Genomic DNA, 12,738 nt, shown 5'->3' with positions numbered 1-12,738 from the left:
CATACCCAGGACGTTGCCATGGCGATTACAGATACCAGCAATGTTTCTTAGAGAACCATTGGGATTATCCCGATCCAGGATTTCTCCGGTTGGGCTGCAATATCGAAAGAGAATCTGTCGATTTGTTTCTAATTCTTGCAGGGTATCTACATCAGCGTAGTAGTTGCCTTCACCGTGGGCGATCGGAAGTGTGATAACTTCACCAGTCTGATAGGCCCGCGTCCAAGGTAAGTGGTTGGTTTCTACGCGCAGGTAGACACGATCGCAAATAAACGTCATATCTCGATTTTTCACAAGTGCTCCTGGTAACAAGCCTGCTTCCGTTAACACTTGAAAGCCATTACAGATTCCCAACACCCACTTGCCCTGATCAACATGGTGACGAACAGCTTGCATAGCTGGAGAAAAGCGAGCGATCGCTCCGCATCGCAAGTAGTCTCCATAGCTAAAGCCTCCAGGGATAACCACTAGGTCAAGATTTGATAAATCGTCGTCCCCGTGCCAAACCATCCTTGTAGGTTGTTGGAGCAACTCTTGCCACACCCAAGCAACATCACGATCGCAGTTGGATCCAGGAAAGACAATAATGCCAACATTCATAACAGTAACGCTAGAGTGTGCACGACTGTAGAAAACAGCAATGGCAAATCGAGGTAGGCTGGAGTTCAGGAAAGAATTGACCATGCCTGATCCAGCCATGCTTAAGCCAGTGACCGTTTTTGAGCAGTCTATTCAAATTAACACGTCAGCAACCGCAGTGGAGCGCTGTTTGACCGATCATGCCTTAATGCACCGATGGTTAAATCCACTCTTGCGCTGCGATCCAGTAGGGGACTGGTCTGTTGATGTTGGCAGTAAAAGCCGCTTTGTCATCCAAATTCCCTGGTTACAGCCAACCTTGGAGAGTGTTGTGGTTGAACGAGCACCGGGGTTGATTGTATGGGGATTTGATGGTTTCTTCCGAGGGCGCGATCGTTGGGAATGTCAACCCCAAGACAAAGGCACTCTGCTCCTGAACCGCTTTGAGTTTGAAATTCCCAATCCATTAGTGCGAATCGGGTTTCAAATAATCGCTGCGGGCTGGACACAACAGGACATGAATGCTCAACTCCAGCGCCTTAAGCAGGTGGCTGAGCGTCTGTAGTGCACTAGCGATCGCGGGGCGGAGAGCCATTCCGAGGGCTAGGTCGGTTATTATTGGTGGGGCTATTATTAGCGGGTGGTGGCACAAACTTGCCATCTTGCCATGTTCCCTCTAGCCGTGCACCATCACTAAAAATAAACACACCTCTACCATGGCTTACGCCATTACGAAACTCTCCCACGTAGCGATTGCCGCTGGGAAAGCTGCAACTCCCCTGTCCGTTCAATAACTGGTTGACAAATTGCCCTTCACATGTCGTGCCATTGGCGTAGGTAAACGTGCCTTGCCCAAACCGAATTCCGTTGCGAAAGTTGCCGCTATATTCGTTGCCATTGGCCAGGATACAGCGTCCTTGCCCAACTAGTGTCTGGTTGCGAAAAAAGCCAGTGCAACTGCTGCCATCTGGATAAGTGAGGGTACCCTTACCTTGAATCTGGCTATCTGAGAACTCTCCCTCGTAGACGCTGCCATCTGGAAACGTACACCGTCCGGGGCCGGATAAATGCTGGTTGACGAAGAGACCTTGGCAACGAGTGCCGTCTCGGTAAATAAATGTACCGGGGCCATGGCGCTTACCGTTGCGAAATTGTCCTTCAAATCGATTGCCGCTAGAGAATACGCACACACCAGGACCGTTTAAAAGTTGGCCTTGCATTGAACCATCACAGCGGCTACTAGGGGGAGTGTTGGGTGAGTCTGCTCTGGCAAGACCAATGAACATCACGCTGGCTAGCAAGCTGCCAATGACGATCGTGCTCCGTCGCAAATCCAGTGGCCTTTGAATCCTCGTCATGTCCTGATAACCTTTCAACTTCATCAATGCAATCGTGAACCTATTCAGCCTCGCGAATGCTGCAAAAACGTGGCAAAATTAAGTGCCTCAAGTAGGTGGCATTAACCTGGATTACTTTAGCAAGAATTATCCCGATTATCAGCGGTTTTGATCGTTAGGGTTCTTGGACTAAAGTAGCCAGGTAAAAAGCATAGCCTGTTCTTGGCTAAACCACTGTTTTATCCACCCTTGTCGAGTTCTAATCCGGTTTGCTCATGTTGTTTTTGTTTGCTCTTGTTCCTGAAGTATTAGTCTCTCCGCTGGCTACTCCATCATCTCCTCCCCTGGCAGCACAACCGCTAACTTCCCAGTCGTTTAGCGTAGGGCAAGCAAGACCAACACCTTCTAGGCCCATGCGGTTACCACCGCCATCGGATGTCATCACACCTCAAGACTTGCTGCCGCCAGCCATGCGAGCGTTACCACCTCAGGAAATCATGCAGCCACAGGAGATGCGTCGGTTACCAGGACAACTGGACAATGTTCCTGTATTTAACAGCAATAGCCCTGAGGTCGTTCAGCAATCAGGCATTTTGCTGTCTACGTTTCCACCAGAGGGAATGCGATCGCCACATGCCCACCTGAACTATGCGTTTCAAGGGCGGTTTGATATTTTTACCCATCACGTGTCTAGGGTGAGAGCACCTGGTGATCCCACTAGTTTGTTTCAGGGTATTTTGCTCTATAACCCTAGCGATCGCCCTGTGACCCTGAATATCTTGCAGGCTGCTAGTTATCTGACACGTCCAGATGCCATATTCATTACACTGCCTCCCTACGTTGAGGATCCAATTGGCCGTGTTTACGCAGGACCGGGCAGCCGAGTTGCCAATGACATTTTGCGGGGCAGACGACAAGGGATTTGGCAACCGACGATTGTAATCCCACCTCGACAGAGCCACTTGTTAATGAACTTACCTATTCCTGTAGGTGATAAGCTTAACGATGATTTGCCTGCGTCTAATGCACGATCGACCCTAATGCGAGTTGCCAGTGATGGCCCGCTATACATTGCCAACTTGGCGTTATATGCAGCGCGTAACCCAGATGGCACAGAGCGTCCACCTACGTTTGAAGACTGGCAGCAACTTCTCATCAATGGTGACTTAGTAACCCCCCGCGATTTAGTGCCAACACCCCTGAGCCAGCAGACAGGTATGTCTACAGAGCCAGCTGATCGCTTTACCTACGGGCGTGTGGCGGGTGTATCTTTGGGATCCAAATGGACAGCCATTCTTACGGACAAACCCTCGGTAAACTATCTCTCCATTCCTCGACGTGGTCATTCATTCTCCTACGGACTTAATACCCTTTACCGAGGACGACTCAGTACAGGGCAAATTCAAACCGCACCGCTGATTGTGCGTTACCCAGATACGGCCTATCAAGCCCACGGCAACTACGGCGTTGAATATAACCTGACATTACCGCTCTATAACCCCACACCCCAGACCCAGCGAGTCACCATATCGGTGCAAACCCCCCTCAAGGAAGACCAAACCAAAGGTGGTTTAGTTTTCTATGACCCGCCAGAAGAGCGAGTATTTTTCCGGGGCACAGTGCGGCTACGATTTGCAGATGGGCGAGGTGGCACTGAGACTCGATTTTTCCACCTAGTGCAAAAACGCGGACAACAGGGAGAGCCGCTGTTGATTTTAACTATGCCAGCCGGTAGTCGTACATCGGTTGAGGTTGACTTCCTCTACCCGGCTGATGCTACGCCACCCCAGGTTTTGACTGTAACCACACTTGACCAGTAGAGACAGTTACATTTACGGTGCCCATAGGATAGTGGTGAAGAGGCAAGAATAGTCTTGGAGAAAAGGGCAGGCATTTTCCAATGGCCATTTTGCTGTTTATTCTTGTTGCAGGACGACTACTCTATGAATCAACCAGAAGCGCTGAAAACCCTCTTAGATGCAGTAGCAGCAGGCACGATCGACCCAGCAGTTGCCCTAGACAAGCTGAAGTATTTCGACTTTGAGCCGATCGCTAACGTAGCCAATCTAGATCACCATCGTAGTCTAAGAACTGGTTTCCCAGAAGTAATTTGGGGCATAGGCAAAACCCCAAGTCAGTTGGTCACTATCATTAAAGCGATGCGAGAGCGTAACTCTTTAGTTATGGCAACTCGTATTGAACCAACGGTATATCATCATATTCGCGGGGAGATTCCAGATCTAGACTATTATCCCAATGCTCGCATTTGTGCGCTGCGGCCTCCTATCCTCGGCCCTACTCATCCGGGTACGATCGGGCTAATTTCTGCGGGCACTGCTGATCTGCCAGTAGCAGAGGAAGCTGCCGTTACAGCCGAGTTGTGTGGTTTTCGAGTGCAGCGATTTTGGGATGTAGGTGTTGCTGGGTTACATCGGCTATTGAGCCATCGGCAAGCGATCGCCGCTGCCCATGTCTTGATTGTCGTTGCAGGCATGGAGGGCGCTTTGCCTAGCGTAGTAGCTGGCCTAGTAGACTGCCCAGTAGTTGCTGTGCCTACAAGTATCGGCTACGGCGCTCATCTGAACGGCATCACTCCCCTGTTGGCGATGCTCAATTCCTGTGCTGCTGGCGTGGGTGTCGTTAATATTGACAATGGCTTTGGTGCAGCGATGTTGGCTTGTCAAATCCTACGATCGGCACAGCGTCTTCATCAGCAATCCTCATAGCTGTCTACTGTCCAACGAGTGAATCCCTAGAACAAAAAGTCGAGGTTAAAGTCCTGGAGATTGATATGGTGGAGCACACCAGCTTGCTCAGGTTCACTCCATGTGGCTAGCAAGATCTGGGAGACAGTCAGGGGGGCGATCGCCGTCACCCTAGTAGCATCATCTGTCATCATGTCTTTTGGGGGTGCAATTTGACCAACTTGCAGCCCATCTTCATCAATTAGGGAAATTTGCCCCTGGTGATCCACTAGTACATAGCCCCATGGCATGGCAGCTATCAGTACGGGCTGCAACGTTAGACGTACCCGTAAAACCCGTGGAGGCTTGACATCAATCAACAGGGCTGAGTAAGGTTCTGTGCAATCAACAGCAATTAAACGGTAAGGACGGTGACTACTAACGGGCATCTGAGTAGGAATGGGCAAGCGCCAACTGCCAACTTCTGTTCCCCGACGGGTAAATACTTCAATCAATGTGCTATCACTTGCTTGGGTTCCTTGATGGGCAGCTATGGTAGAAATAACAGCAACGTGGCGCGAGTCTAATGCAATCACTCCAGATGGTTGGGCTGCTTGACACGTCATGGGCTTTGTCAACCGAATTCGATCTAGCTCCCATTGGCTGGAGTTTGACGATCGCCAAACGGTCAAGAAACTCTGAGATGCCTGCGGGTAGGATAACACTGTAGCAATCCAACGGCCTTGGGGGTCGATCGCTGCCTGAAAGTCTGTATCCAGTTGCACCAGTCGCCTCGGCAGTAGCAAATGCTGATCATCACTACCACGAACCTGATGGGGATGGGTAACTAAATAAATTGAGCGCGAGGCGATCGCAAAACAACCCTGATGCCGAATTACCAGCTCTCGAATCGGTTCAGCAAGATTGTGCAGCAAGGGAAACTTAGGGTTAGTGGTTGGTTCTCCAGGTTGAAAGGTAAGTTGACAGCCTGAAGCGGTTTTTATTGCTCGATAGAGCCAAGCTGGTGAAATGTCTGGCTTCTCCGGAATCACCATCATGGCTAGCACAGGGGCAGTCAGTTTTTCCCACAATTGACTGCGAAAAAACTTAATTTGGATCGTTTCTCCCTGGGGTAACAGTGGCAGGCGCACACCCTCTAGGCTATCTATCAACTCGTCTGTCGCCAGTAATCGTTGCAAATCAGCCAACATCTCATCCGCTGATTTATAGCGGCGGGCAGCCAGCTTTTGCAGTGATTTGGTAATGATTGGATGCAGAGGTGCTGGCACAATCTCTGGAATATGCACTGGTTGGTTCAAGTGGGCAGTCATCAGGTCACTAGGCATCCCTGAGAAGGGTCGATCGCCCACCAGCATCTCATACAGCATAATTCCCACAGCATATAGGTCTGACGAGTGGGAATATTGCCCATAAAATCGCTCTGGAGCCATATAGGCAGGTGAGCCAGTCGCTCCTCCTTCCATTTTCAGCTCTTGGCTTAAACGAGCAATGCCAAAGTCAGAAATACGAGCACTCCAACCATCTGCTTGCACAGCTAACAGAATATTTTCTGGCTTAATGTCACAGTGAATTATCCCCCGCTGATGAGCATGGGATAACCCCGTTAACACATCCACCATTAGCTTCAACCCTTGGGCCAAGCTCAGGCAGCCTTCTCGTTCCATTAGGCTACGCAATGTTCCGCCTTCGCAATAGTCCATAACCAGATGGCGGCCAGTAGACGTGTGTTCCAACGCTTCACAGGTAACAATATTGCGATGCTGTAAGCTGAGGAGAAACCTAAGCTCTCGCAGGAACTTGTGGGTTGGAAAGCGCTGATGTTCTAGGTTCTTTAGAGCTACTAGATGCCCAGTTGTTCGATGTGTGGCACAGTATACTTGACCAAATTGTCCATGCCCAACTAGTCCTAAAAGCCTATATTTCGAGCGTTTTGCTTCTTTTGCAGATGGATGTGCCACGGTGTTAGGAACTCTTCAGACAACCTAGAAGAACAAGTTGGCAGGTTTACTCAACATAACTACCTAATGTCACGAACAATTAGAAGTCACTAGTTTGTAGCCGACTTAGCAATGTTGAGCTGGCAGTAACCCATAGAGTACCCGTTCTCTGAACACTGACAACATAGCCAGCAGCTAGACTTGAAATTTCTTCTTTTCTGAGCAGACGGGCTTGAAATCAGGATGATCGTAATCCAAAGACGACAAGAGCCTGCTGCGTGTCAATTCCCTGAGGCTAACTAATCAGTAGCAGCCACGAGAATATGAATGGTTTTATTGTCTGTGCCCTCTCTCTCACAATTTGCAATTTGTAGGTAAGGGGCTAAGCTGTCAATGCCGCCATGATAGCGTCGTGGGTTTGATGCTTGGCGACTAGCTCTTCAGCAGGCTTGACTCTAGACTCTAAGCCGATAACAAATCGGTTGCAATCTGCGCCCATTGACTCACAGGTGGTCTGTACACAGAACAGTTCTTTGCCCGTAAGTTGACTGAAGAAGGCACTCAATACACCTGCAATGAGGTGACACACGGGGTAGTCATGCGTAATGGCTTGCTGGGCAAAGGCACAGTTCCGCACCTCTATCACTAGAAATCCTCGGTTCACGTGAGTTTGGTCTAGTTCAATCGTACCCCATCCGTGGGTAATCCAACACTGCTTTAGGCACTGTAAAAACTCTGCCATTTCCATATCGGCGATCGGCATGCCGTAATACTCCGTCAATTCTTCGCAGAAGCGGGTGTAGAAACTCTTTCCCCACCAGCGCCCACAGTTGTACAGCACTAGGCGACTCGCCTGTCCAGTTTCTTTTTCTAGTCCTGCATAAATACCCTGAAGTAAGGTGGAGGGTAGCGCCAGCAGACGATCGCCTTGGCGATTTTCGAGCAACCCCAGCTCTAGGTCACCCCGGACATAGGCATCGGTAGCGTAGTAATTACCTGGAACGCGATCGTCAACCAATAGATCAGCAACAGAAATCATAGGTCTCACCAAGGGGCAAACAGCTAAAGGGAAATTATTTAAGCATGGGCACTCGTTAAACCTACAAGCTGGGTTTTAGCCAACTGTAGAAATGGACTTAATAGCCCAATTTGAGCAGGGTTAAGAAACTGACCCAGCTTTTCATCCAACAGTCGATATAGAACTGTATCAATCTCTTGGGTGTTATACAGTTGTGCTTTCTGTTTCAGCCAGCTCAGCAGACGCTCTTGCACAAAGGACTCGTCGTTGAGCAGCATGGCCATAGCGCAGTATCGCAGAGTTAATAGAGCATTTTTTAGGCTACGTTCTAGGTCATTAGATTTTGCCGAGGGTAGCTGAGCCTGGAGTTGATCCGCTACAGGCTGCATAATTTCTAACTCCCGATCGCGCAACACTTGGTAAACCTCTAAGCGTGCTGGTAGCGAGTCTACATATTGATTGAGAACCGTCAACTCCTCAGGTTTCAGGTAGCGGTTTTCTGCTTCGTCAAAAATAGCTTCAATTTGAGGATGCATATAGAGAAGACTCCTGCGTGATAAAAATTCCGAATAACAACGGTTGGTGAACCTTAGAGCGCGCAATGGCATCCTAGGCTAGACCTAGCCAAACAGATCAGAAAATCCTTCTAGGGTCAGGCTATCAGGACTATCTGGATCAAATTCGTCGTCTACAGACGCGGGTGTTGCGGGTAGAGCACCGATCGTTGCCCCATCCCAGGGTATTGCTGCCATAAACTGACCGACCGTAAGCGACAAGCTCAATGCTATGTCAGGTGTATGTTGAAGCGTGCCTACGGCTAAGCCTTGTGATAGTTCGTAAATCTCAATGGGTTTGTCTTCCCAGTTGATTCCAGAAAAAAACTCCTGCACTGACTGCTGAAGCCACGAGCGGGTAAAGGGTGCAGAGCCGTTCATACTGACCAATGGTGCTGCATTCATCGTAGGCGCTCTCCTTCACGCAGACGTTTTTCAATATCACGGGCCGTTGCACCTTCATTTAGCCAGAAAGAGGCAGCATCAATCCGGTCTTGCCCACCCAGCAAGAACTTACAGTAGGTTTCACCCATGGAGTAGCACTGAATTTCAATACAGCTTAGTTGCTTCTTAACCATTTCGGTAAAAAAGCCAGCGAACAATCCTGCATAGAGAAAACAGACAGGCTTGCCAACATCACCAAGGGTGCGGGCGACCGCTGAGTCAAACAGGTTGATGAACATAAAGCCCTGTTTACGATCGCCCATATCCACTTCCCAACGACCCCATCCTTGGGAGGTAAACGGCCACCACCACGTTTCTAGCAAAAACATGAGGTTAGTTTGGCGGATGCTGCGATCAAACTCCTTCTCAAACCACTTCTCAAAGAAGAAAGCGTCCTTTTTCCCCCACTCGCAGCCAATGGTATACATGATAGCTGCCGAAGCATCACCAACTTCCTCTTCCAACCCTTCCACTAGCCCAATAATAAAATCCTCGCTAGTGAGAACATTCTGACTATCATTCCAGTCAGTTATTCTGCCTGTATCGGGATCAAAGTGAAAAAAGTCACGGAAACCGTAGTGATTGTGCTTTTTTGGCAGCTTTTGTTTTAAGGGAACTGTGCTCAGAGGAGTAGACATAAGGCATTCACAGGTAAAGAGTCTATAGGTTTAAGGCTAAGGGTTTAGATTGGGTGATCAACCAATTGATTTATACGCTAATTGACATCAGTAGGTAGAAGCAAGACATTAATTGCTAGGAATACATTTCTAATAAACACCTAATGTTCAACGAAGCGATGGGAATGATGACGAAATTACATCACTCTTAAAAAATAAATCTTAAATTGGGCAGCACATTGAACTAGTCACTACGTTCACTATTCCCAGCCTTACCCCAAACTAACAGCAGACGATGTGCAATTAAAGACTACGGCTAGTTCCAGCACTAGTCTTGGTTACTATGAACCAACGTGATCCAGAATCTGCTTTTGTACCAGTTTCCCAAACTATCGCTACAGATGGCTCGTAATAAGGACTCAAGTTCTTACTACAAACTAGTAGGTTATGTAGCTGGCTTTTGGAGAAATGGGATTAGAGCATGACGATGGCCCCTTGGTTGCCTGACAAAACTCTCGAAACTCTTATGCTCTTGTAGGTTGGGTTAGCGATAGTGTAACCCGACAGAACATAGGCTAATGTTGGATTTCACGTTGTTCAACCCAGCCCACAAAAAAGATTTGTCAGTCAACTAGGATTGCCCCTTCTATAGAAGCAGAAGTGACACCTAGCTATCTAGATGAGCAGTTACGACCCTAATCATTTGGACATTCATCTAGTCTTAGGGGCTACCCGGAAGGATAGGTAAAGTTTTCTAAATAAGAAATGCTCTAATGAGCCATTTATTGTTAGGTAGCTATCACCTTACGTAGTAAGCACTTCTCAAACTTGTGAATGCTACTTAGACACCTTTTCTGGGGAAGATGCGTTGTCATGCAGTAGGCACCCAAACGGGTACTGATTGCAAACGTGTTTGAAACTCCGCGATCGCTCGATCGTCACCCATAGGTGCAGGTATCCACACGGAAACTGACCCAGCCGGACAGTGGAATTCCGCCCAACCCTGATCATTAGTGGTCACAGGTTCACTAATGTGCTCCGTGATATCCACATAGGTACGATTTGGCTGACCAACCTCCATCCACTTGCGGCCATTGTCTCCATTGGTGAGTACTACGGCCATGCCACCAGGATGCTCGTCATTGCCCAACCGCGTCCACCCCACTGTATTGGGATGATCAAAATAGTCGTATTGGTCGCCATAGGCATAGTGCCGACGAGCGTACAAAAACCTGTCAATTAGCCAGCGGTGACTATCTAGCCAGATTTCATACTCGTTGCCGTCTCGACCTTTGTCTCGGTAGTGAGCACCGTAGTAATCAGCATAGAAAACACAGGGGTAGCCCTCGCGCCGCAGCAAAATCAGGGCATAGGCCGAGGGTTTAAACCAAGATTCCACGACTGATTCTAGGGACTGGAGGGGTTGAGAGTCGTGGTTTTCTACAAGGGTAACGGCTAAGGCTGGTTGGTCTTGTACTAGAGTATTGTCAAAAATGGTGCGTAGGTCATAGTGTTTTCCAGCTTTGCTGGCTTCACTAAAGTTGTAGTGTAGGGGTGCATCAAAGAGGGTGACATCTCCACCAGTTGTCTTCACAAAGTAATGCAATGCCTCAACATTGTCAGACCAATATTCCCCCACGGCGAACAAGCGTCGTCCAGAAACCTGGCGGCAATGCTGGAGCCATTGGGAGAAAAAGTCAGCCCGGACGTGCTTGACTGCATCGAAGCGGAACCCATCGATGTCTGTGGTGGTGACATACCACTCTCCCCAGCGCTTGAGATCAGCAATGACTTCGGGGGAGTCCATATCTAGGTCGCATCCCATCAAGTAGTCGAAGTTACCTTTCTCCAGATCGACCTTTTCATCGAATGCCTTGTCTTTAAACACATAGACGGCGCGGAAATCTGCTTCATGGGCGTTGTAATCGACAGCATCGAAGTGCCACCAGTGCCATTCCATGTCAGAGTATTTACCCTTGCGACCAGGAAAGGTGAAGTGAGTCCAAGCTTTGATGGTGCGGCGATCGCCAATGGGGCGGTGGCGATTGTTGGGATCAACGGGTGTTGCCTCTACTTCTTCGATCGCATCAGCTCCTAAACGATGGTTAAAGACCACATCTGCATAGACCCGTAATCCAGCACGTTTTGCTGCCTTGATGGCTGCAATATATTCATCTTTAGTGCCATATTTGGTGCGTACTGATCCCTTTTGGTCAAATTCACCCAAGTCATACAGGTCATAAACACCGTAGCCCACATCGTAAGCACCACCTGTGCCCTTATAGGCGGGCGGTAACCAAACGGATGTAATGCCTACATTGGCTAGTTCTTGTGCCCGTGTCGTCAGCTCGCGCCACAAGCTGCCATCTGCTGGTATGTACCAGTGAAAGTATTGCATCATGACACCATTTGGTTCAGACATCCTTAGATTATCTCCTGTTCACTACGGTGAGGCCTACGGCATTGTTAGCACATACCAGGGTAATGCAAGTGCTGGCACAATCCTAGCAACTGGATAACAGCAGTATGGGAATTATCAACGTGACAATCGTTTTAACTCTGGCAGATAATGGCAGCGGAATTCTATAGCTGTATTCCGATGATGAATAATCGAGGGTTCTGTGCTTTCTGGACTGCGATCGCCCTGGGTGGCCTGATTTTCGCGGGCACACCTAGTCAACATCTCCATGCCCAGGTTGCCTCACCCAGCGTAGAGAGGCGAAACTTTCGCCCAATTCCCCTCCGAGATTTGCAACGCACTGGCTCCCTAGTCAATCGAGATCCGCGCCTGTTGATTTATCGGCTGTTTGCCTCTATGGATGAGTTTCCCCAATCAGAAACCCTGCAAATCGATTACCAAGGTGGCGGGAGCAAGATGACTGCGATCGCGATTTTCACAAAATCTGGGTTACCAGACGATTCTGTAGCAGGATTGCGCTACTACCTGGAACTCAGGCGGCAATCTAATGGGCAGTGGCAAGTGGTATGGGCAGGGGTACAAAGTCGCTGCCAGCCTAATCGGGGACATCAGACCTGGTCAAGTCAACTCTGTGTGTAGTCATGAATCCTCTCCTTGGTTCAGGTATTTATGTCATGGCAGCAATCACCACGCTAATATCTGCCAGTCTCTATGGTTGGTTGATTTGGGCACTCAGCGATCGTCGCGATCGGCAATGGTTGCTGATGGCTGCCGTGTGTACCTTGCCCCTACAACCCCTGGCATTCTACCTAGTGCGATCGCCGCTGAATAGTTGGTTAGTGACTGTGCTAGATGCTAAACCTGGCCTTTACCAATTTATTGCCCTGTGGTACGCACCTCTGACGGAAGAACCAGCCAAATTGCTACCATTACTGATTCCAGCCCTACGGCGACGGGTTAATCCCCACACCTATATCCCGTTCGGATTGTCCCTAGGACTAGGCTTTGGCATTGGTGAAATCTGGTTTCTTGCTAATCACATTGCTAGAGCGTCTGCCCTTGCTGCCTTGCCCTTCTATCAATTCACAGGGTTTGCCCAAGAGCGCTTTATCGTTTGTTTTCTGCATG

13 protein-coding genes are annotated in these 12,738 nt (G+C 49.0%); 5 read left to right on the top strand and 8 right to left on the bottom strand.

Going from position 1 to position 12,738, the window contains the following annotated elements:
• On the bottom strand, window positions 1-600 hold a 600-nt coding region (gene purQ, locus NZ772_04660), incomplete at its 3' end, for a phosphoribosylformylglycinamidine synthase subunit PurQ (protein MCS6812850.1).
• 82 nt (window positions 601-682) lie between these two features.
• Between purQ and NZ772_04655 the strand changes: the two genes are divergently transcribed.
• Window positions 683-1,144, top strand: coding sequence for an SRPBCC family protein (locus NZ772_04655; protein MCS6812849.1), 462 nt, complete (start codon window positions 683-685; stop codon window positions 1,142-1,144).
• Between the two features lie 4 nt (window positions 1,145-1,148).
• On the opposite strand, the gene NZ772_04650 is transcribed toward NZ772_04655, so the two are convergent.
• Entirely contained in the window at window positions 1,149-1,937 is a 789-nt protein-coding gene (locus tag NZ772_04650; protein MCS6812848.1) for a membrane-binding protein, read from the bottom strand.
• 254 nt (window positions 1,938-2,191) lie between these two features.
• Here NZ772_04650 and NZ772_04645 point away from each other — a divergent pair, with 254 nt between their 5' ends.
• Together NZ772_04645 and larB are read left to right on the top strand one after the other, a co-directional pair.
• Entirely contained in the window at window positions 2,192-3,736 is a 1,545-nt protein-coding gene (locus tag NZ772_04645; GenBank protein MCS6812847.1) for a DUF3370 domain-containing protein, read from the top strand.
• Between the two features lie 123 nt (window positions 3,737-3,859).
• Window positions 3,860-4,642: a nickel pincer cofactor biosynthesis protein LarB gene (larB, locus tag NZ772_04640; protein ID MCS6812846.1), complete on the top strand. Its 783-nt coding sequence runs from the start codon at window positions 3,860-3,862 to the stop codon at window positions 4,640-4,642.
• A 26-nt stretch (window positions 4,643-4,668) separates the two neighbouring features.
• Here larB and NZ772_04635 read toward each other — a convergent pair whose 3' ends face one another.
• The 6 genes from NZ772_04635 to NZ772_04610 all read right to left on the bottom strand — a co-directional run bounded on the left by NZ772_04635 (window position 4,669) and on the right by NZ772_04610 (window position 11,613).
• Entirely contained in the window at window positions 4,669-6,579 is a 1,911-nt protein-coding gene (locus tag NZ772_04635) for a serine/threonine protein kinase (GenBank protein MCS6812845.1), read from the bottom strand.
• Window positions 6,580-6,940: 361 nt separating this feature from the next.
• Window positions 6,941-7,597 (bottom strand): 4-vinyl reductase, encoded by a 657-nt coding sequence (locus tag NZ772_04630; protein MCS6812844.1) that lies wholly within the window; start codon window positions 7,595-7,597, stop codon window positions 6,941-6,943.
• Window positions 7,598-7,635: 38 nt separating this feature from the next.
• A complete protein-coding gene (locus NZ772_04625; protein ID MCS6812843.1) occupies window positions 7,636-8,112 on the bottom strand; it encodes a hypothetical protein in 477 nt (158 codons plus the stop codon).
• 84 nt (window positions 8,113-8,196) lie between these two features.
• The gene (locus NZ772_04620) at window positions 8,197-8,535 is read right to left on the bottom strand and encodes a hypothetical protein (protein ID MCS6812842.1); all 339 of its coding nucleotides are present in this window, start codon (window positions 8,533-8,535) and stop codon (window positions 8,197-8,199) included.
• A complete protein-coding gene (locus NZ772_04615) occupies window positions 8,532-9,212 on the bottom strand; it encodes a 4-vinyl reductase (protein ID MCS6812841.1) in 681 nt (226 codons plus the stop codon). The genes NZ772_04620 and NZ772_04615 overlap by 4 nt, the downstream gene beginning before the upstream one ends.
• An 850-nt stretch (window positions 9,213-10,062) precedes the next feature.
• Window positions 10,063-11,613: an alpha-amylase gene (locus tag NZ772_04610; protein MCS6812840.1), complete on the bottom strand. Its 1,551-nt coding sequence runs from the start codon at window positions 11,611-11,613 to the stop codon at window positions 10,063-10,065.
• Between the two features lie 147 nt (window positions 11,614-11,760).
• Between NZ772_04610 and NZ772_04605 the strand changes: the two genes are divergently transcribed.
• Both NZ772_04605 and NZ772_04600 read left to right on the top strand, forming a co-directional pair.
• Window positions 11,761-12,249, top strand: a complete 489-nt coding sequence (locus tag NZ772_04605) for a hypothetical protein (GenBank protein MCS6812839.1) — start codon at window positions 11,761-11,763, stop codon at window positions 12,247-12,249.
• A 2-nt stretch (window positions 12,250-12,251) separates the two neighbouring features.
• On the top strand, window positions 12,252-12,738 hold a 487-nt coding region (locus tag NZ772_04600; protein MCS6812838.1), incomplete at its 3' end, for a hypothetical protein.

It is taken from the genome of Cyanobacteriota bacterium (genome assembly GCA_025054735.1).
In the GTDB taxonomy this organism is placed as follows: domain Bacteria; phylum Cyanobacteriota; class Cyanobacteriia; order SKYG9; family SKYG9; genus SKYG9.
Note: the sequence above shows the minus strand (reverse complement) of the source record. Positions and strands in the feature narration are given on the sequence as shown.

Bases quoted from the DNA above. Each gene is read 5' to 3' on its own strand.
- NZ772_04615 (MCS6812841.1), bottom strand. From the start codon at position 9,212: ATGTCTACTCCTCTGAGCACAGTTCCCTTAAAACAAAAGCTGCCAAAA.
- NZ772_04655 (MCS6812849.1), top strand. From the start codon at position 683: ATGCCTGATCCAGCCATGCTTAAGCCAGTGACCGTTTTTGAGCAGTCT.
- NZ772_04610 (MCS6812840.1), bottom strand. From the start codon at position 11,613: ATGTCTGAACCAAATGGTGTCATGATGCAATACTTTCACTGGTACATA.
- NZ772_04645 (MCS6812847.1), top strand. From the start codon at position 2,192: ATGTTGTTTTTGTTTGCTCTTGTTCCTGAAGTATTAGTCTCTCCGCTG.
- larB (MCS6812846.1), top strand. From the start codon at position 3,860: ATGAATCAACCAGAAGCGCTGAAAACCCTCTTAGATGCAGTAGCAGCA.
- NZ772_04650 (MCS6812848.1), bottom strand. From the start codon at position 1,937: ATGACGAGGATTCAAAGGCCACTGGATTTGCGACGGAGCACGATCGTC.
- NZ772_04620 (MCS6812842.1), bottom strand. From the start codon at position 8,535: ATGAATGCAGCACCATTGGTCAGTATGAACGGCTCTGCACCCTTTACC.
- NZ772_04605 (MCS6812839.1), top strand. From the start codon at position 11,761: ATGGCAGCGGAATTCTATAGCTGTATTCCGATGATGAATAATCGAGGG.
- NZ772_04630 (MCS6812844.1), bottom strand. From the start codon at position 7,597: ATGATTTCTGTTGCTGATCTATTGGTTGACGATCGCGTTCCAGGTAAT.
- NZ772_04625 (MCS6812843.1), bottom strand. From the start codon at position 8,112: ATGCATCCTCAAATTGAAGCTATTTTTGACGAAGCAGAAAACCGCTAC.